This window comes from Actinoalloteichus hymeniacidonis (assembly GCF_014203365.1).
Lineage (GTDB): Bacteria > Actinomycetota > Actinomycetes > Mycobacteriales > Pseudonocardiaceae > Actinoalloteichus_A > Actinoalloteichus_A hymeniacidonis.
The window spans coordinates 5,908,726-5,928,101 of the sequence record NZ_JACHIS010000001.1; the positions used below are offsets into that span (position 1 = coordinate 5,908,726).

The 19,376-nt window shown below is 66.2% G+C and carries 15 protein-coding genes and 1 tRNA gene; 10 read left to right on the top strand and 6 right to left on the bottom strand.

The window, feature by feature from the left end; all coding sequences use genetic code 11:
• Positions 1 to 77: 77 nt before the first annotated feature.
• The 4 genes from ectB to BKA25_RS25235 form a co-directional block, all read right to left on the bottom strand.
• Entirely contained in the window at positions 78 to 1,334 is a 1,257-nt protein-coding gene (gene ectB / locus BKA25_RS25220; RefSeq protein WP_172803717.1) for a diaminobutyrate--2-oxoglutarate transaminase, read from the bottom strand.
• A 153-nt stretch (positions 1,335 to 1,487) separates the two neighbouring features.
• Positions 1,488 to 2,033, bottom strand: coding sequence for a diaminobutyrate acetyltransferase (gene ectA / locus BKA25_RS25225; RefSeq protein WP_069853184.1), 546 nt, complete (start codon positions 2,031 to 2,033; stop codon positions 1,488 to 1,490).
• A 183-nt stretch (positions 2,034 to 2,216) separates the two neighbouring features.
• Positions 2,217 to 3,200, bottom strand: coding sequence for an L-glyceraldehyde 3-phosphate reductase (mgrA, locus tag BKA25_RS25230; RefSeq protein ID WP_069846129.1), 984 nt, complete (start codon positions 3,198 to 3,200; stop codon positions 2,217 to 2,219).
• Positions 3,201 to 3,467: 267 nt separating this feature from the next.
• Positions 3,468 to 3,540, bottom strand: a tRNA-Thr gene (locus BKA25_RS25235).
• Positions 3,541 to 3,965: 425 nt separating this feature from the next.
• Here BKA25_RS25235 and BKA25_RS25240 point away from each other — a divergent pair.
• From BKA25_RS25240 to otsB, 3 genes are all read left to right on the top strand, one after another.
• Positions 3,966 to 5,381, top strand: a complete 1,416-nt coding sequence (locus tag BKA25_RS25240) for a threonine/serine exporter family protein (protein ID WP_069846127.1) — start codon at positions 3,966 to 3,968, stop codon at positions 5,379 to 5,381.
• 195 nt (positions 5,382 to 5,576) lie between these two features.
• The gene (locus tag BKA25_RS25245; protein WP_069846126.1) at positions 5,577 to 7,019 is read left to right on the top strand and encodes an alpha,alpha-trehalose-phosphate synthase (UDP-forming); all 1,443 of its coding nucleotides are present in this window, start codon (positions 5,577 to 5,579) and stop codon (positions 7,017 to 7,019) included.
• Positions 7,020 to 7,064: 45 nt separating this feature from the next.
• Complete coding sequence (otsB, locus tag BKA25_RS25250) at positions 7,065 to 9,590, top strand: trehalose-phosphatase (protein ID WP_069846124.1); 2,526 nt, start codon at positions 7,065 to 7,067, stop codon at positions 9,588 to 9,590.
• A 100-nt stretch (positions 9,591 to 9,690) separates the two neighbouring features.
• Here otsB and BKA25_RS25255 read toward each other — a convergent pair whose 3' ends face one another.
• Entirely contained in the window at positions 9,691 to 10,791 is a 1,101-nt protein-coding gene (locus tag BKA25_RS25255; RefSeq protein WP_084643528.1) for a LacI family DNA-binding transcriptional regulator, read from the bottom strand.
• Positions 10,792 to 11,095: 304 nt separating this feature from the next.
• Positions 11,096 to 12,145, bottom strand: a complete 1,050-nt coding sequence (locus tag BKA25_RS25260; RefSeq protein WP_069846122.1) for a LacI family DNA-binding transcriptional regulator — start codon at positions 12,143 to 12,145, stop codon at positions 11,096 to 11,098.
• A 270-nt stretch (positions 12,146 to 12,415) separates the two neighbouring features.
• On the opposite strand from BKA25_RS25260, the gene BKA25_RS25265 reads away from it, so the two are divergent.
• From BKA25_RS25265 to BKA25_RS25295, 7 genes are all read left to right on the top strand, one after another.
• On the top strand, positions 12,416 to 13,675 hold the full coding sequence (locus BKA25_RS25265; protein ID WP_069846120.1) for an extracellular solute-binding protein: 1,260 nt from the start codon (positions 12,416 to 12,418) through the stop codon (positions 13,673 to 13,675).
• 89 nt (positions 13,676 to 13,764) lie between these two features.
• Positions 13,765 to 14,643: a carbohydrate ABC transporter permease gene (locus BKA25_RS25270; protein ID WP_084643527.1), complete on the top strand. Its 879-nt coding sequence runs from the start codon at positions 13,765 to 13,767 to the stop codon at positions 14,641 to 14,643.
• The gene (locus BKA25_RS25275; RefSeq protein WP_069846117.1) at positions 14,640 to 15,542 is read left to right on the top strand and encodes a sugar ABC transporter permease; all 903 of its coding nucleotides are present in this window, start codon (positions 14,640 to 14,642) and stop codon (positions 15,540 to 15,542) included. The genes BKA25_RS25270 and BKA25_RS25275 overlap by 4 nt, the downstream gene beginning before the upstream one ends.
• Positions 15,543 to 15,660: 118 nt before the next feature.
• Positions 15,661 to 16,755, top strand: coding sequence for an ABC transporter ATP-binding protein (locus tag BKA25_RS25280; RefSeq protein ID WP_069846115.1), 1,095 nt, complete (start codon positions 15,661 to 15,663; stop codon positions 16,753 to 16,755).
• Between the two features lie 153 nt (positions 16,756 to 16,908).
• Positions 16,909 to 17,670 (top strand): hypothetical protein, encoded by a 762-nt coding sequence (locus tag BKA25_RS25285; protein ID WP_157420901.1) that lies wholly within the window; start codon positions 16,909 to 16,911, stop codon positions 17,668 to 17,670.
• Between the two features lies 1 nt (position 17,671).
• Entirely contained in the window at positions 17,672 to 18,019 is a 348-nt protein-coding gene (locus tag BKA25_RS25290) for an immunity protein CdiI family protein (protein ID WP_157420900.1), read from the top strand.
• Positions 18,020 to 18,178: 159 nt separating this feature from the next.
• Positions 18,179 to 19,306 (top strand): metal ABC transporter solute-binding protein, Zn/Mn family, encoded by a 1,128-nt coding sequence (locus tag BKA25_RS25295; RefSeq protein WP_069846111.1) that lies wholly within the window; start codon positions 18,179 to 18,181, stop codon positions 19,304 to 19,306.
• The last annotated feature ends 70 nt before the right edge of the window (positions 19,307 to 19,376 follow it).

The window sequence follows — 19,376 nt, forward strand, 5'->3', positions numbered from 1 at the left end:
TGAATCGAATTGGATCAATGGGCTCCCCGGTCACCGGGCCGGTATCGGACCGGCGCCGGCGAGCCCACGAAGACGGGTCAGCTCGACTTCGTCCCACAGACCGCGTGGACGGCGTCGGTGACGATGGCCAGGCCCTTGTCGACCTCTTCGTCGGTGATGGTGAGCGCGGGCATCAGCTTGGCGACCTCGCTCTCCGGGCCGGAGGTCTCCATCAGCAGGCCGCGGTCGAAGGCCGCCCGGCACACCTGGCCTGCCTGCTCCGCGTCGTCGAAGGCGAGCCCACGCGCCAGGCCTCGGCCTCGGGCTTCCAGACCGGGAATGGTCTCCGCGAGCGATTCGAGGGCCCGGCCGATGTGCTCGCCCTTGGCTAGGGTGCCCTTCTCCAGCAGGTCGCTGGTCCAGTACTCCTGCAGCGCGGCGGCGGCGGTGATGAAGGCCGGGTTGTTGCCTCGGAAGGTGCCGTTGTGCTCGCCCGGCTCCCAGACGTCGAGCTCGGGGCGCAGCAGTGTCAGCGCCATCGGCAGGCCGTAGCCGCCGATGGACTTCGACAGGCAGACGATGTCGGGAACGATGCCCGCGGCCTCGAAGCTGAAGAACGGCCCGGTTCGGCCACAGCCCATCTGCACGTCGTCGACGATGAGCAGCATTCCGTGCCGCTTGCACAGCTCGGACAGCGCGCGCAGCCACTCGACCCGCGCGACGTTGATCCCGCCCTCGCCCTGCAGCGTCTCGACGATCACGGCAGCGGGCTCGTTGAGCCCGGAACCGCTGTCCTCCAGCAGCCGCTCCAACCACAGGAAGTCGGGGGTCTGGCCGTCGAGGAAGTTGTCGTAGGGCATCGGGGTGGCGTGCACCAGCGGGATGCCCGCGCCGCCACGCTTCATCGAGTTGCCGGTCACCGAGAGGGCACCCAGCGTCATACCGTGAAATGCATTCGTGAAGTTGATGACGGATTCGCGACCGGTGACCTTGCGAACCAGTTTCAGGGCAGACTCCACCGAGTTGGCACCCGTCGGTCCGGGGAACTGGACCTTGTAGTCGAGACCGCGCGGCTCGAGCACCACCTGTTTGAAAGTGTTCAAGAAGTCACGTTTCGCCACGGTGCCCATATCGAGACTGTGGGTGACCCCGTCGCGCTCGATGTATTCGATCAAGGCTCGCTTCAAGATCGGGTTGTTGTGGCCGTAGTTCAACGCCCCGGCGCCTGCGAAGAAGTCAAGATAGGGTTTTCCCGACTCGTCATGCAGCCAGCTTCCGTTAGCCCGGTCGAAAACCGTGGGCCAGCTCCTCGAGTAGCTACGAACCTCGGATTCCAAGGTTTCGAAGACGTTCACGATACTCCGTCCGATCTATGGTCAACGTTTTACCAACCGACGCGACGGCACTGAACCAGGAAAAGATCGATCCCCGACAATACGCAGCAACGCCACTCCCGGCTGAGAAGTCCGCTTATGCGAACTCCAACAAGCCCTTGGTTGCGAAAAGGTCTATAAGGTCGACCCAACCGTTCCGAATGGGCCAATTCGGTAAAGATCCTCGGCAGCGTGGCCGTCGCCGAGCAATTCCGCGGCGAAGAGATCCGACCGCTCGATGGTGGTGTCGCGGTCGCGCGCCAGACCGGTGAACAACCGGATCGAGGCAGCGTTGTCCGCCGTGATGGTGGTCTCCACGAAGCGGGCCCCCAGCGCGATCGCTCGGTCCACCAAGGTGGCCAGCATCCGACCGGCCAAGCCCTGACCACGATGTTCCGCGTCGACCGCCACCTGCCACACCATGAGAACCTCCGGAGCTTCCGGTCGAAGGTACCCAGTTATGAAGCCGCCGACACGGTCCCCGATGCGCGCCACCACCGAGGTGGCTGCGAAGTCTCGTCCCCAGAGCACATAGGCGTAAGGGGAGTTCAGGTCGAGCGAGCCGGAATCACGCGCAATTCTCCACATCGCGGCGCCATCGGTCCGTGCAGGCACCTCGATCACCACACGCGTACCTGACCCGCTTTCATCATTCGGTGGTTCTTGATGAGCCTTGGTCATGATGAGCCAACGTAACAGAGCCACCGAAAAGTGCCAGGTCAACGACACTCCGAACACTCATCTACCAGGAGCTTCTCAGAAAACCCGGTGACAAGTACAACAAAAAGGTTGCTTCTGGCGACAAGCCGGTGTTAATAGCACATCAACAAATCGACTCGGCAGGCACCCCTCGAAAGGGTGAACTCAGGCGACGATCGAGTCGATCTCGGCTAGCTCCGCGTCGGTCAGCGGCGGGGCAGCGAGCGCTCCGACGTTCTGCTCCAGCTGAGCCACCGAGCTGGCCCCGATCAGGGCCGACGTCACCCTCGGGTCGCGCAGCACCCAGCTGAGCGCCAGCTGGGCCAGGGTCTGGTCCCGAGCCGAGGCCACCTCGTCGAGCCTGCGCAGCCGATCGAGTTGTTCGCTGGTCAGCGTGTCCGCCAGCCCCTCGTTCCTCGCGGCCCGAGAGCCCGCCGGGACGCCGCGCAGATAGCGGTCGGTGAGCAATCCCTGCGCCAATGGTGAGAAAACCACACAACCAACCCCGAGTTCGCCGATGGCGGCCAGCAGATCGGGTTCGATCCACCGATTCAATATCGAGTACGACGGTTGGTGAACAAGCAATGGAATACCCGCCCGACGCAACACGTCCGTTGCCTCTCGGGTAGCCACCGGGGAATAATTTGAAACACCGACATACAACGCCTTGCCCTGTTGATACGCCGAAATCAACGCGCCAACGGTCTCATCCAGCGGCGTGTCCGGGTCGAACCGGTGCGAATAGAAGATGTCGACGTAGTCCAGGCCGGTGCGCGCCAGCGATTGGTCCAACGAGGCCAACAGATACTTGCGCGACCCCCAGTTGCCGTAGGGGCCGGGCCACATGTCGTAGCCCGCCTTGGTCGAGACGATCAGCTCGTCCCGGTACGGCCGCAGGTCGTCGGCCAGCAGGCGCCCGAAGGTCGTCTCCGCGGCGCCGTAGGGCGGTCCGTAGTTGTTGGCGAGGTCGAAGTGGGTGATGCCGAGGTCGAAGGCCCGGCGAGCCACCGCTCGGCCGGTCTCGTACGGCCGGTCCGCGCCGAAGTTCTGCCACAGCCCGAGCGAGATCGCGGGCAACAGCAGCCCGCTTCGACCGGTCCGCCGGTAGACCATGTCGTCGTAACGCCGGTCGGCCGCCTGATAGGACATGCGGGTTCCTCTCAGTTCGGCGGGCGCAGGTCGAGATTTCGTGGGTTCTACCACGGGCCGGGTGAAGCCGTCGTCATCGTCGCGACCAAGCGGATCTTGGACCGGATCAGAGTCGAGCCTCGCATCCAGCCGCGGACCGCGCATGGTGCTTCCCACTGCGTGGCATCGCCCGGCCCCGCCATCCGTTACTCGCCAGACGCGCCCCGAACCGAGACCCGAACGGCCCCGGCGGAATACCACCGGGGCCGTTCGTGCTGATCAACGCTGAGCCGACGAGGGGGCTCGAACCCCTGACCTCTTGTTTACAAGACAAGTGCTCTGCCAGTTGAGCTACGTCGGCGTTGCCCGTCTGCGCACCGTGCTCGGACGATCGACTCGCCCCGCGCGCAGCGGTCGCCCACATCCTAAGCCGGGGGTGGGACAGCACCCAAGGCACCGGTCGCGACACGCCGCCCGCCCGCGTGGGAATCCTCGCAGGCGACCCGTGAGTCGCGCGTCACCTATCAGTGTGGGAACAAGGTCTCTGACCTGTGCGTTCTGCCCCGAAGCCTACCGTGGTCAGCACGCGGTCCTCCGGCGGAGGATCACAGAGGACCACGACCGACGAAACGTGTCCAACGCCACTACCGAGCACCTGCAACGGCGACGTCATCCGCGCCGATGACCCGGGCGGCTAACCCGTACGCCCCGGGCAGGCCGCAGGGCGCACCACCGGCCTGCCGCACCACCATCAACCACGGCGATCAAGGAACAGGAGGAAGGCCCGTGGGTCTCGCCCAGCGGGCTCGGGACGTACTGCGCCGCAAGAACCCGGCGCCGGTCACCGACGCGCACATCGAATACGGGCCTGCCCTTCCCGATGCCCCGACGATCCATCTGGTGCTCGATCTCGCGCTGCGGATCGGCGAGGTCCAGATGGCCAGCGGAGCGGGTGCGGCGGACGCCACCGCGACGATCCTCGCGGTGACCAACGCCTTCGGTCTGCCGCACTGCGAGGTGGACGTCATCTACACCTCGATCACCGTGTGCTGTCACCTCGGTGTCGACCAGGCGCCGATCACGACGCTGCGGGTGGTGCGCAGCAGGTCCATGGACTACAGCAGGCTCTCGGACACCGAGGACCTGGTCCGGCGGATCACCTCGGGTGAGATCAGCGTCGGCGACGCCCACTCCGAACTGCAGCGGATCACCACCGCCAGGCACCCCTACCCGCGCTGGGTCTCGACGCTGGCCTGGGGTGGAATGGCGGCGGCCATCGCCGTCTTGATCGGTGCGGGTCCGTTCCTGGTGATGCTGGCCGCGCTGATCACGATCGTGATCGACCAGATCGGGCGACAGCTCAATAGGCGAGCGCTCCCGTTCTTCTTCCAACAGGTGGTCGGCGGGGCCATCGCCACCGGCGCCGCGATGGCCGTCTACGAGTCGGATCTCCTCGGCGATGCGACGACCTCGCTCGCGGTGGGCGCCAACCTCGTCGTCCTGTTGTCCGGGCTCTCGGTCGTCGGTGTCGCGCAGGACGCGGTCAGCGGATACAACGTCACCGCCACCGGCCGGGCGGGCGAGACGCTGTTGATGACGGCGGGTCTGGTCACCGGCGTCGTGCTCGCGCTGCGGATCGGGGTGGCCCTCGGCGCCTCCGAATCGGCCGTGGCCGAACGCCTTCCACCGGTGGTCGGCGATCTACCGCTCATGATCACCGCCGCAGCCGCCACTGCCGCGTGTTTCGCGCTCGCCAGTTACGCACCGTTGCGTTCGTTGCTGGTAGCGGCCGCGGCGGGTGCGATCGGCCAGGCCGTGTACAGCTTGCTGATCCTGTCCACTCTGGCCGGTCCGATTCCGGCAGCCGGCGGTGCGGCCGCCGTGATCGGCTTCTGCGGCGGCGTACTCAGCCGCAGGCTCGGCGTCTCCGCGTTGGTCATCGTGGTCTCGGGAATCGCGCCGATGCTGCCCGGCCTGTCGACCTACCGAGCCCTCTACCAGGTCGCGGCCGAGAACGACCTGGCCAGCTCGATCCCCGAGCTGATGATGGCCGCGGGTATCGCACTCGCTCTGGGTGCGGGCGTGGCGCTCGGCGAGTTCCTGGCGCACCCGGTCCAACGTGGATTGAGCAGGCTCGAACGCCGCCTCGCCGGTCCGAGGATGTCCGGTCCGCTCAATCCCGCGCCTCGCCGGTTGGAATGAATCGCCGCTAAACCAGACGGAGCAGTTGGTTACTCAGTGACATGTGACGAGCACAACTCGATCAGCCTCGCCCTCGGGAAGGGGCTAGCCTCGTCCACATAGCTCTCACACACGGAGCGTCCGCGCAACGTCGCCGGTACCCGTGGCTTCATCGACACGGTCAATCGCTCCCCCTGCCAACCGAGGAGGCGATCGGTGAGCAGCGCGACCAACAACTCCCCGCGCGCGGATTTCATCGTTGTCGCGAACCGTTTGCCGGTAGACCTCGAGGAGGCGGAGGACGGCACCCAACGCTGGCGGCACAGCCCCGGCGGTCTGGTCAGCGCACTGGAGCCCTTCCTGCGCGCCAGGCGCGGCGCCTGGGTCGGCTGGCCGGGCGTCGCCGACGCCGACGTGGAGCCGTTCGAGGACGGCGACATGTATCTGCACCCGGTCCGGCTCAACTCCGACGAGTTCCGGGACTACTACGAGGGATTCTCCAACGGCACGCTCTGGCCGCTCTATCACGACGTGGTGGCGCCGCCGGTGTTCGAACGCACCTGGTGGGAGTCCTATGTCCGGGTGAACAAGCGCTTCGCCGAGGCCTGCGCCGAGGTCTCTGCAGCGGGCGCCACGGTCTGGATCCAGGACTACCAGCTACAGCTGGTGCCCGCGATGCTCCGGGAACTGCGTCCGGACCTGCGCATCGGCTTCTTCCTGCACATCCCGTTCCCGCCGGTCGAGCTGTTCATGCAGCTCCCGTGGCGGACGGAGATCGTGCGCGGGCTGCTCGGGGCCGACCTCGTCGGCTTCCACCGGCCGGGTGGTGCGCAGAACTTCCTGTGGCTGGCCCGCAGGCTCGCGGGCTTCGAGCCCAGCCGGGGCAGCGTCGGTGTCCGGAATCGCCCGGGCGTCGTCCAGGTCGGCGACCGACCGGTCCGGGTCGGCGCGTTCCCGATCTCCATCGACGCCACCGGCTTCGACTCCCTGGCCCGTGCCAAGGAGACCCAGGCCCGTGCCAAGCAGATCCGCGCCGAGCTGGGTAACCCGAGGCGCATCATGCTGGGCGTCGACCGCCTCGACTACACCAAGGGCATCGACGTACGTCTTCACGCCTTCGGGGAGCTGCTCAAGGAGGGCAGGCTCGATGCCGAAGACACAGTGATGATCCAGCTCGCCACGCCCAGCCGGGAGCGCGTCGAGCACTACAAGAAAATGCGGGAGGAGATCGAGCGCGAGGTCGGCAGGATCAACGGCCAGTTCAGCAGAGTTGGTCGACCAGCGGTGCATTACCTGCACTCCTCGGTGCAACGCACAGAGCTCGCCGCGTTCTACTGCGCGGCGGACGTCATGGTCGTGACACCGGTGCGAGACGGGATGAACCTCGTCTGCAAGGAGTACGCCGCTTGTCGACACGACCTTGGTGGTGCGCTCGTACTCAGCGAGTTCGCTGGCGCAGCCGCAGAACTCACCAGTGCATTCCTCGTCAACCCACATGACCTGGATGGGGTGAAGAATTCTCTTGTCGCCGCCCTCAACGTGGATCCGACCGAAGGCCGCCGTAGAATGCGCGCACTGCGCCGACAGGTACTCACCCACGATGTCGATCGTTGGGCAAGGTCGTTTCTTGAAGCGCTGGGAACCAATCTCACCTCTTGAAACCGCAGTTCACCAGTCCACCCCTGATGCCGTGAGGAGGAGGCGTTGACCGCCGAGGCCCTCCCCGCCGAGCTTCGCCGCGCGATCGTTCAGGCAGCTCGGACGCCCCGACTGCTGATCGCCTGCGACTACGACGGAACGCTCGCGCCCATCGTCGAGAACCCCGACCAGGCAAGACCACTCCCCGAGTCGGTCCATGCGCTGCGTTCGCTCGCGGCTCTGCCGACGACGACGACCGCAGTGATCTCGGGACGAGCTCTCCGCGATCTGGCCACCCTTTCCAGACTCCCCGCCGAAGTCCATTTGGTGGGAAGCCACGGCTCCGAGTTCGACGTCGGTTTCGTGCATAAATTGGACGCCGATGCCACGGCACTGCTAACCCGGCTGAAGAAACATCTGGAGGCGACCACCCGCGATTACGAGGGTGTTCACCTGGAGATCAAGCCGGCCAGCATCGCCGTGCACGTCCGCCGGTCCGAACCCGAGGTCGCCGAGCAGGTGATGGAGTTGGTTCGCGCCGACCCCGCAACCTGGGATGGCGTGGAACTCACCGAGGGCAAGGCCGTCCTGGAACTCGCCGTGGTGCAGACGGACAAGGGCAACGCCCTCGACGTGCTGCGGCACCAGGTCGGGGCGACTGCCGCGCTGTTCATCGGCGACGACGTCACCGACGAGAAGGCCTTCCGCAGACTGCAGGGACCCGACCTGGGAATCAAGGTCGGCCCCGGCGAGACCGCGGCGAACTATCGGATCGATGACACACCTGCGGTCGCCACCGTGCTCGCCCTCCTCCTTGAGGAACGACGCACCTGGCTGTTCGGTGAGCAGGCCGTGCCGATCGAGCGGCTGACCATGCTCGCCAACGATCGCTCGGTCGCACTGCTCACGCCGGACGCTCGGATCAACTGGCTCTGCCACCCGGAGCCGGACTCGGCGGCGGTGTTCGCCGATCTGCTGGGCGGCCCCGGTGCCGGACACTTCTCGGTGAAGCCCGAGCGCAATGGACTGCCGCTGGGACAGCGTTATCTACCGGGCACGATGACGGTGGAGACCCGCTGGTCGCGGCTGCTGGTCACCGACTACCTGCACCAGGACTGCGAGCTGCACCGCACGGACCTGACCCGGTTGATCAGCGGCACGACCTCGGCTGCGGTCGAGTTCGCGCCGAGGCCGGAGTTCGGCCAGGTGCAGGTCCGCCTGGTCCGGGAGGAGAACGGGCTACGGGTGCTGGGCACCTCGGACCCCATCGTGTTGTTCTCGCCCGGCGTCGAGTGGGAGGTCCACACCGACGGGATCCACGAGACGGCTCGCGCGGTCGTGCACCCCGGGCCGGATCAACCGGTCGTGTTGGAGCTCCGTTGCGGCACCGACGATCTGTCTCCCAGCGAGACGCCGGAGGTGGCACGGCGCGACCGTTCCAGCAGGCACTGGTCGGAATGGCTGCACTCCCTGGAGCTGCCGCCGTTGCAGCGGGAACTCGTCGGTCGTTCCGCGTTGACCCTGCGTGGGCTCTGCCACGAGACCGGGGCGATCCTGGCCGCGGCCACGACCTCCCTGCCGGAGGAGATCGGCGGCGTCCGCAACTGGGACTACCGCTATTGCTGGATTCGCGACGCCGCACTGACCGCGCAGGCACTCGTGTCGCTCGGTTCGTTGGTGGAGGCCGAGGCCTACCTGGCTTGGCTGCACCGGGTCCTGGACACCCTCCCCGGCCCGGAGCGACTGCACCCGCTCTACACGCTCTACGGCACCACGCTCGGTCCGGAAGCCGTGATCGACACGCTGCCGGGCTACGCGGGCTCCCGCCCGGTGCGCGTCGGCAACCTGGCCAACCAGCAGGTCCAGCTCGACGTGTTCGGTCCGGTGGTCGACCTGGTCGTCCAGCTCACCGAGGTGCGCGGCAAGCTCACCGACGATGACTGGAACATGGTCAAGTCCATGGCCGAGGCGGTCTCACGGCGGTGGAACGAGCCGGACCACGGCATCTGGGAAGAGCGGCACGCACCACGACACCGGGTGTACTCCCGGGTTCAGTGTTGGGTAACGCTGGACCGGGCGATCACGCTCGCCGAGAAGCACGACCGGGAGCTGGACCCCAGCTGGTGGGCGTTGCGTGCTGAGATCGCCGACGATGTGCTCAAGCACGGGTGGAACGAGGAGGTCCAGTCCTTCACCACCGCCTACGACGGCACGGACCTGGACGCCGCCACCCTGCACATCGGACTGTCCGGGCTGATCGAGCCGACCGATGAGCGTTTCCAGGCCACTGTCACCGCCACCGAGGCCGAGCTGCGTAGTGGCTCGACGGTCTACCGCTACAAGCGGGACGACGGTCTGCCCGGCACCGAGGGCGGCTGGCATGTCTGTGCGGCCTGGATGATCGAGTCCTACCTGCTGACCGGCAGGCGCACCGAGGCGGAGGAGCTGTTCCAACAGCTTGTCGACGCGGCAGGCCCGACCGGGCTGCTGCCCGAGGAGTACGACCCGATCGCGGAGCGCTCGCTGGGTAACCACCCGCAGGCGTACTCGCACCTGGGTCTGATTCGCTGCGCCCGGCTGCTGTCCGCCTGACGCACACCTGCGACACCGAAGGGGCCTCTCCTAGGAGAGGCCCCTTCTCAATGTTCGTGGTCCCGCTTCGTTGTGGTCGGACAGACGCGCGGTGCCCCGATCAGGGACCGAACCAGCGCTCCTCTGTCGTCCTCGGGGCAGCCGAGGTCCGGCCGATGATGAGTTCCGTCGGCAGCGTGACCCGGCGGGGCCTGCCGTGATCGCTCGGGTCCGTGAGCAGGCGGCCCGCCGCGAGCCCCTTCTCCCGCACGGGTTGCCGCACGGTGGTGAGGCCCAGCCGTTCGGCCTCGGCCACGCAGTCGAAACCGGTGACGGTGAGGTCCTGCGGTACCCGTAGGCCGCGTCGAGTCGCCTCCTCCATCGCACCGAGCGCGAGGATGTCGGAGGTGCAGATCACCGCCGTGATCTGCGGATCGCGGTCCAGCAGTTGGGCCGCCGCCGAGGCGCCGTTGGCGATGTCGTGGTCGAAGCGTTCGACGACCGACACGCCCTCCCAATCGACGCCTGCCGCGCCGAAGGCCTGTGCCAGCCCGGCGAGTCTGGAGCGTTGGACGTGGAAGTGTGCCTCGCGTTGTCGCACTTGGGAGACCAGGTCGTCGTTGCGATCCCGACTCAACCGCATGCAGATGACGCCGATTCGCCGATGCCCCAGTTGAATGAGGTGTTCGGCGACGCTGGTCATCGCGGCACGGTCGTCGATACCGACCGAGTCGAAGAGCTCCAACTCCGGTTGGTCGCAGACGACGGTCGGCACCGGGCGCTCCAACACCGAGGCGAGATGCGGGTCGTCGTCGGGCACCGAGTAGACGACGAATCCGTCGACACCCGCGCGGTGCACGGCCGCGACGTCCTCTCGCTCCGGATTGGCCGGAACCAGTAGTAGGCCCTGTCCGGCGAGCTCGCACGCCATCGCGAGGCCTTCGAGGAAGCTCACCGCCGCAGGATCGCGGAAGGCGTAGGAGAGATTCTCCGTCAACAGCAGTCCGACGGCACCGGCCTTCCTTGTTCTCAGCGAACGTGCCACCGGGTCGGGGCCGGGATAACCTAGACGCCGCGCGGTCTCCAGGACTCGCCGACGAAGCTCAGGAGAGAGCTGGTCAGGTCGGTTGTAGGCATTGGACACGGTGGTCCGTGAGACCCCGAGTTCTGCCGCCAACGAAGCCAAGGTAGCCGGGCGGCGGGCATTCATTGACCGCGCCATGAAGTGACCGTAACGGTCCAGAACCAACAGGTGAAGCATGGGCGATGCTCACCACTAGAAGGAATGCATTTCCGCAGTTCAGCACCCCCATTTGGACGCAAACTGGTTTGGACCAATTTGCGTTGTCCGGCTGTGTGTGAATCACGGAGCCACTGCTGGCAGAAAGGTTGCGGCGGATCGGCCGACCACCGCCCCCGCGATGCGACACGCCGCCGACACCCGCCGCACGCGGTATGCCCCGGTCGGGTGGTTCCGCCGACGCCCGAAATGGCCTCCGCGACGCCTGTCGGCCGGTTCGCGCGGATCAGACCGCAGGCGGGGCCGTCGACTCGCGTACGACCAACCTGGGCCGGAACACCCGACTGAAGGTGCCCGGTCGGTTGTCGGCGGCGGGTTCCAGGCGCTCGATGAGTTCGGCGACCGCCGAGGCGGCCATCTCGCCGATCGGCTGGGCAAGGGTGGTCAACGGGGGGCCGCAATAGGCGGCCAATGCGCTGTCGTCGAAACCCACCACCGACAGGTCGGCGGGCACCCGCAGATCTCGGCGCCGGGCTTCGGCGACCACGCCGAGCGCCATGTGGTCCGAGGAGCAGATCACCCCGGTCACCGTGGTCCGCTCCAGCAGTTCCCGCAGCGCGCTGCTCCCGCCTGCCGCGCCATAGGGCGCCTGGGCGACCAGCTCGGGGGTCGCGGCGTGACCGGCCTCCTCCATCGCCGCAGCCCAACCGGCGTGCTTGAGCCGGGACGGCAGCGAGTACGCGGGGCCGCTGACGAAACCGATGTCGCGGTGCCCCAGTTCGAGGAGATGCCGGGTGGCGGTGTAGCCGGCGAGCTGCTCGTCGACTCGGACGTCGGGCACATCGAGGGTGGCGGCACCGCCGTTGACGAAGACCAGCTGCACGCCGTCGTCCACCAGCCTGCGGTAGTGGCTGCGGACCCGGCCCGTCGTCCCAGCTGCGGCGTTCTCCTGATTGGTGATGTCGGGCGAGACGAAGATCATGCCCTCGACGCCCCTGGTCAGCAGCATGCGCACGTACTCCTCCTCGCCGAGCCCCTGCGGGCTCAGCGAGCGGGTGTTGCACAGCATCGAGGCGTAGCCCGCGCTGGCCGCCCTGGTCTCCAATGCCTCGGCGAAGGCGGGGAACACGGGGTTGGACAACTCGGGGACCAACAGGCCGATCACGCCGGTCCGGCGCAACGCCCCGATGCCCCGGGAGGTGTAGGGCATCTCGGCCAACACGGTCAGCACCCGCTGTCGCGTCTCCTGGTTCACGCCTGCTCGGCGATTGAGCACCCGGCTGACGGTGGAAACGCTGACCCCAGCGGCCTTGGCGATCTCGGACAGCCCAGCCACGTTCCCACCCCCGGTTTCCTCAGTCGCGCGAGACTCGGGGCAAAGGGTGCCGATTACTGCAAGTTTTTGCAACTACCTTCCCGGCGCGGCGCGACGCTCGTTCCCGGCCGACTAGGCGCGACGCGCCTCGTTACCAGTTGGTTACCCACGGTCTCTTGACGTGACTCAGGTAACAGGAGTGCAATTCGCGTCAACTAGCGCTGCAAAAAATTTCAATAACCGACCTTCGCGAGGCTCGCGACAGGTCATTCTCGGAGGGTACGGACAGCAATGACGCGACGGAACTCCCTCAGCGCCATCTCCGCCATGGGGCTGGTCTCGGCATTAGCGCTCGCCGCGTGTGGCTCCGGTGGCGCGGGCGATGCGAACGGCGACACGACGCTGACCTACTGGGACACCAGCGGGCCGAACGAATCCCCGGTCTTCGCCGAGATCGCCCAGGGCTGCGCCGAAGCGGGCGGCTACGACGTCACGATCGAGCAGGTCGCCTTCGATCAGGCCATCAACAACTACAAGACCGCCGCGCAGGCGGGGCAGGGCCCGGACGTGCTGCGCGCCGAGGTCGCCTGGGTGCCGCAACTCGCCGAGGGCGGCCTGGTTCAGGATCTCTCCGACACCGACCTCGCCGATTCGGCCGATTTCCTGGCCACTCCGTGGAGTTCGACCCAGTACGACGGACGCACCTACGCCGTCCCGCAGGTCACCGACACGCTCGCGCTGCTCTACAACCGCGAGCTGCTCGCCGAGGCGGGAGTCGAACCGCCGACGACGTGGGCCGAAGTCGAGGAATCGGCCGAGGCGCTGGGCGGTGAGTCGACGATCTTCCTCAACAACGACGCCTACTACGCGCTGCCGTTCATCTACGGCGCGGGCGGCGACCTACTCGACACCGAGAACCAGGAGATCCTGGTCAACGCGACCGAAGCCGTCGATGGCCTGAGCACCGCCAAGGACCTGCTCGACGCTGGGGCCGCGCAGACCGCGCTGGATCAGGGCAACTCCTACGGGAACATGAAGGCGGCCTTCACCGCGGGCGATGTCGCGATGATCATCGACGGCCCGTGGGCGATCGCGGAGCTGCTGGATGGCGCGGCCTTCGAGGACCCGGAGAATCTGGGTATCGCACCGGTCCCCGGCCCGACGGACGGCGAGGGCAACTCCCCGGTCGGCGGCCACGACTACGTCATCCGCCAGGGCAGCTCGGCGACCGAGTCCGCCCAGGACTTCATCGCCTGCATGAGCAGCACCGAATCCCAGATCACCATCGCCACCGAACTCGGTCTGCTGCCCACCCGCGAATCGGCCTACGAGGACGAGGCCGTCATCGATCAGCCGATCGTCTCGGCGTTCTCGCCGGTCATCGAGCAGGCCCGGCCTCGGCCGTGGATCCCGGAGGGCGGCGAGCTCTTCGACCCGCTCAAGATCGCCTACTCCGACATCCTGGCGGGCAACGTCGAGCCACAGGCGGCGCTGGACGAGGTCGCCACCACCTACCGGGACACGATCCTCACCGACTACTCCGTCAACTAGCAGACCGCAGCCGCTGCCGACTCGCCAGGAAGAAAAGGAGGGCCGCCACCGTGCGTCGGTTCCTGGACCGATATTGGTACGCCTACGCGATGGTGCTGCCGGTCGTGGTGGTGATCAGCGTCCTCGTACTGCTCCCACTGGGGCAGGGTGTCTTCTTCACGATCACCGACATCAACGAGAACAACATCGCCAACCCGATCCTGGACCGCCCCGCCACCTTCGAGGTGGTGGGGCTGGCCAACTATCTGAACGTGCTCTCGGGCGACCCCGCCTACGGCGCGTTCTGGTCGACGCTGGTTCGAACCCTGATCTGGACGTTCTCGGGAGTGTTCTTCCACTACGTCATCGGGCTCGGGTTGGCGATGCTGCTCAATCGCCCGATGCGGATGCGCAGCCTGTACCGGGTGCTGCTGATCCTGCCGTGGGCGGTGCCCGCCTTCATCAGCGCGTTCTCCTGGCGCTACCTGTTCAACGCCGACTACGGCTTGATCAACTGGGCGCTGGACTCGGTCGGGCTGCCGACGCCCGTGTGGTTGGGACAATCGGATATCGCGCTGGTCGCGGTGATCATCGTCAATGTCTGGCTCGGCGTGCCGTTCATGATGGTGGCGCTGCTGGGCGGGCTCCAGTCCATCCCGGCCGATCTGTACGAGGCCGCCGAGATCGACGGAGCGAGCCCCTGGCAACGCTTCGTCCACGTCACCGTTCCGGCTCTGCGCTCGGTGTCGAACACGGTGGTGCTGCTGGGGATCATCTGGACCTTCAACATGTTCGCGGTGGTCTATCTGGTCACCGGGCCCAATCCCAACACCCGGATCCTGATCACCTACGCCTTCGAACGCTTCTTCTCCGGCGCCACCAGGGATTACGCGATCGCCTCCACCTACGGCGTGCTGATCCTCTCGGTATTGCTGGTCTTCGCGTCCGTCTACCGCCGCGCACTCAAGCGGCAGGGGGAGGTCTGGTGAGCATCGACGCAGCCTCGTTACAAGCCACTCGGCAGGCGACCCGCCGCAGACAGCCCAGCCGAGCCCGACGCTCCCGACTCGCGAGCATCGGGCTGCACGCAACACTGATCGTCGCCTCGTTCATCGCGGTGTTCCCGGTCTTCTGGGTGTTGGTGACCTCGTTCAAGCCGGATTCGCGGGCGATCGAGCCGACTCCGACGCTGGTGAACGAATCCAGCCTCGACAACTACCGGGCGATCCTGTCCGGGGAGAAGGGCGATTTCCTCGCCTGGTTCGGCAACTCGATCACGATCGCCGGGCTGACCACGGTGATCGCGCTCTTCCTCTCGTCGACCACCGCGTATGCGGTCAGCAGGTTCGGTTTCCCGGGTCGGCGCGGGTTGATGCTGGGTTTCCTGGTGATCCAGATGTTCCCGTTCGCGGTGCTGATCGTGCCGCTCTACAACATCCTGCTGGGCCTGGGTCTGCATGGCTCGACCATCGGATTGGTGCTCGTCTACTGCACCACCGCGGTGCCCTTCTGTACCTACATGTTGAAGGGCTACTTCGACACGATTCCCGTTGACATCGACGAGGCCAGTCGAGTAGACGGGCTCTCCCCGTTCGGCGTCTTCTGGCGTCTGGTGTTGCCGCTGTCCCGGCCTGGCCTGGCCGTCACCGCGTTCTACGCGTTCCTCACGGCCTGGGGTGAGGTGGCCTTCGCTTCGTCGCTGCTCTCGGTGGCCGACGAATCGAAGACGCTGGCTGTCGGACTGCAGGTCTTCATTCAGCAGAACCGGACGGAGTGGGGACATCTCGCTGCCGCATCAATCCTTGTCGCGATCCCGGCGGTCGTGGTTTTCTACCTGGTACAGCGCTTCCTGGTGTCCGGTCTGGCGGCCGGCGGCGTCAAGGGTTAATCGAACAAGAACCTCACATAGTGGAGACGATGCTCGCAGACCATCTGCCCGCGAAAGCAGCAGGCAGAAGCCGTCCGGCGGCTCGGATTCACTACCTCCAACGTGGAAGGTGCAGCAAATGGCCGATGTGGCTTACAGGGGTGCTTCTCGGGTGTTCACCGGAACCCCACCGGTCAAGGCCGTGGACCAACTCGATCTCGAGGTCGCCGACGGCGAGTTCCTCGTCCTGGTCGGCCCCTCCGGGTCCGGGAAATCCACCGCCCTACGCATGCTCGCCGGACTCGAGGACATCGACGAAGGCGCCATCCACATCGGCGGCCGCGACGTCACCCACACCCCACCCAAGGGCCGCGACATCGCCATGGTCTTCCAGTCCTACGCCCTCTACCCCCACATGACCGTCGCCGAGAACATGGGCTTCGCCCTCAAACTCCGCCGCACCCCCAAAGACCAGATCAAAACCAAGGTCGACGAAGCCGCCCGCATGCTCGACCTCACCAACTACCTCGACCGCAAACCCAAAGCCCTCTCCGGCGGACAACGCCAACGCGTCGCCATGGGCCGCGCCATCGTCCGCGAACCCTCCGTCTTCCTCATGGACGAACCCCTCTCCAACCTCGACGCCAAACTCCGCGTCGAAACCCGCGCCAACATCGCCGCCCTCCAACAACGCCTCGACACCACCACCATCTACGTCACCCACGACCAAGTCGAGGCCATGACCATGGGCCACCGCGTCGCCGTCCTCAAAGACGGACTCCTCCAACAATGCGACACCCCCCGCGCCCTCTACGACACCCCCACCAACGCCTTCGTCGCCGGCTTCATGGGCTCCCCCGCCATGAACCTCAAAACCGCCACCCTCACCCCCCAAGGCGCCCAACTCGACGGCCTCACCATCCCCCTCACCCCCGAAACCCAGAAAACCCTCAACACCACCACCATCACCCTCGGCATCCGCCCCGAGAACCTCACCCTCACCACCAACAACCAACCCGGCATCGGACTCACCGTCGACCTCGTCGAGGAACTCGGCGCCGACGCCTACGTCTACGCCACCACCACCAACACCGACACCCCCGAACGCTTCATCGTCCGCGCCGACGCCCACAACCCACCCACCATCGGCCAAACCATCACCGCCACCCTCACCACCCCCCACCACACCCACCTCTTCCACCCCGAAACCGGACAACGCATCACCACCAACTGAGTGGTGATCAGCCGGATTTAATAAGCACACTTTCCACCGCCCGCCGCGTTTTGCCGGCGGGCGGTGTGTGTTCTGGGGTCATCCGAGTGCATTCGGTCACCTCAATGCGCCACCATGGGACGGACACGTTGCGTAAGGGGGCGCGCATTGTCCGTGACCGAAGTGGTTGCGCAGTTGCGGCAGGCATATGCGCTGGTAGTCGAAGCTCGGGAGGCCGCAACACGGGCCGAGGCCGCGATAGCGGCGGGTTCGGAGATCTTCGCCGAGGGCACTAGGGGATCGATCTGGCCGCAGGTCCGCGAGATCCACACGCTGGGCCGGGCCGCACGTGAGGATGTCGAACTGGCCTTAAGCGAGTTGGGCCAAGCACAGGACATCATCGATGGGTACTGCTTCGCGATCGCCGGACACGGGATCGGCCCACCCGGCGTAGATATCGGTTCCGGTGGGTCGGCGGGCGCGCGGACTCCTGGCACCGAGGAGCCGCCACCAGCACTGTCAGACGGTGGCGATCAACGAGACCATTACCCGGAGTGGATCGCCGAACGCGAACGAGCTGGCGCGATCATCGATCGAGATAACGTCGACCGCATGAGCAAGTTGCCGGACGGGCGGACCGTGTGGGTGGAAGGGAAAAATTCGGAAGGCGGGTCAGACCACATCCTTTCTATTGACCGGATAGGACACTTCGAACGGGTGGGGATCCCAAAACATAAGGTTATGGATCTCCTTTTCGTCGCCCTAGAGCGGGGTGTGATCGTCGGATACAGCGGCAGAGACCGTCCGGTGTACGAAGTAACATTTGAAAATGAGAGGCGCCGCATAGCGATTACGGTCACCTCGAAGGGGTTGATTGTTGGCGCCCATCCAATTTCATTAAAGCGAAAGCTTCGCCAGCATGCCTATAGGAGCTAGAGTGATCCGTTCAGTAGTGGTCTCTTTGTTGACAGGATGGCAGGAAGATCCGTTCTATTACGACTTCGACGACCCGGAGGAGTACAATCATTCGATCGAGGAGGCTGGCGAACAATTGCAGCTCCCTGCCGACCTGATCAGCGACATCAGGGCATGGGACGCCGAATATCAAGCGACCTACAATCCAGATGAATTCCATAAATCCGGCTTCTCCAGCCCAGAGATCGCGGCCGCATGGCGGGAGCGGGGCAAGGAATTGGCGGCGCGGATCAAGCGGGAGTCGCCGGTTACGGCCAGCGTGGATTATCAGGCCAACGGCCTGATCCCGAAGGGCAGCTGCATGTTCTGACCGGCCCGCACTCCCACTCCGGCCGGCCAAGATCAACCGGGGCGCCTCATCCATTCGGCGGTCTAGCCACCTCGTGCACCCCGAACGGAGTAAGGACAGGGGCTACACTGATTTGACTATCGTTTCCATCTTCCGAAGTCAGTCGCAGGAGGCCCACCCATGAGATCCCGATTGCGTCGACCTGCCGCCCTGGTGGGCGGCTTGGCGGTCACCGCGCTGACGCTCGCGGCATGCGGCGACGGCGGGGCCGGCCAGCAGGGGGACGCGGGCGACGGATCACTCAGGGTGGCTGCTTCCACGAACGTGTGGGGCAGCGTGGCGCAGGCCGTCGGCGGCGACGAGATCGAGGTCGTTGCGATCATCGATGACCCGTCCGCAGACCCGCACTCCTACGAGAGCACGCCCCGCGACGCTGCCGAGGTGCAGGACTCCGACCTGGTGGTGCTCAACGGCGGCGGCTACGACGAGTTCATGCGCAGCATTCTCGACTCGATCGGCTCGGATAAACCGACCGTCGACGCGGCCGAACTCGTCGGCGTCGAGGGCCACAGCCATGCCCACGAGGACGAGTCGGGCCATGGCGAGGACGACCACGCCCACGACGACGAGGACCACGCGGACGAGGGCGAGCACGGACACGGCGAGGACGAGCACGCCGAGGAAGACCACGGAGCCGAAGAACACGCCGACGAGGACCACGGCACTGAAGATCACAGCGACGCAGGCCACGAGCACGACCACGCTCACGAGCACGGCGAGGACAACGAACACGTCTGGTACGACGTCGACACCGTCGCCGCCGTCGCCGACGCGGTAGCCGCCGAACTCGGCGAGCTCGACCCCGACGGCGCCGAGACCTACACCGCCAACGCCGAGGCCTTCCACGCCGAGATCGACACGCTGCGCACCCAGATCGAGGGCATCGGCGCCGAACTCGACGGCGAAGCACACATCCTGTCGACCGAACCCCTCGGCCAGTACGTCTTCGAGCAGGCCGGTCTGCACGATGTGACTCCGACCGACTTCCTCCGCGCCGTCGACGCCGAGACCGACCCACCCGCCGCCGCCATCGCCGAGATCAACGAGGCGGTCGATTCGGGCGAGATCAACGCGCTGGTGTTCAATCCACAGACGGAGACGTCGGTGACCAGCCGGGTCCGGGAACGGGCCGAAGCGGCAGGCATCCCGGTCGTGGAGTTCACCGAGACGCTCCCCGCCGATCAGCAGGACTACCTCGCGTGGATGTCGGCGCAGGTCGATTCGCTTTCGGTGGCCTTGACGCCGTGACGACTGCCGGGCTCGACCGGCCGCCGCACGCACCCCGATCGCCTTCCGACGATCAACGGCAACGATGAGG

Excerpts from the sequence above, each read along its gene's own strand:
- ectA (WP_069853184.1), bottom strand. The coding sequence starts at position 2,033 with ATGACCAAGGCTCATCAAGAACCACCGAATGATGAAAGCGGGTCAGGT.
- BKA25_RS25270 (WP_084643527.1), top strand. The coding sequence starts at position 13,765 with ATGGTGCTGCCGGTCGTGGTGGTGATCAGCGTCCTCGTACTGCTCCCA.
- BKA25_RS25295 (WP_069846111.1), top strand. The coding sequence starts at position 18,179 with ATGAGATCCCGATTGCGTCGACCTGCCGCCCTGGTGGGCGGCTTGGCG.
- mgrA (WP_069846129.1), bottom strand. The coding sequence starts at position 3,200 with ATGTCCTATCAGGCGGCCGACCGGCGTTACGACGACATGGTCTACCGG.
- BKA25_RS25255 (WP_084643528.1), bottom strand. The coding sequence starts at position 10,791 with ATGGCGCGGTCAATGAATGCCCGCCGCCCGGCTACCTTGGCTTCGTTG.
- BKA25_RS25280 (WP_069846115.1), top strand. The coding sequence starts at position 15,661 with ATGGCCGATGTGGCTTACAGGGGTGCTTCTCGGGTGTTCACCGGAACC.
- BKA25_RS25265 (WP_069846120.1), top strand. The coding sequence starts at position 12,416 with ATGACGCGACGGAACTCCCTCAGCGCCATCTCCGCCATGGGGCTGGTC.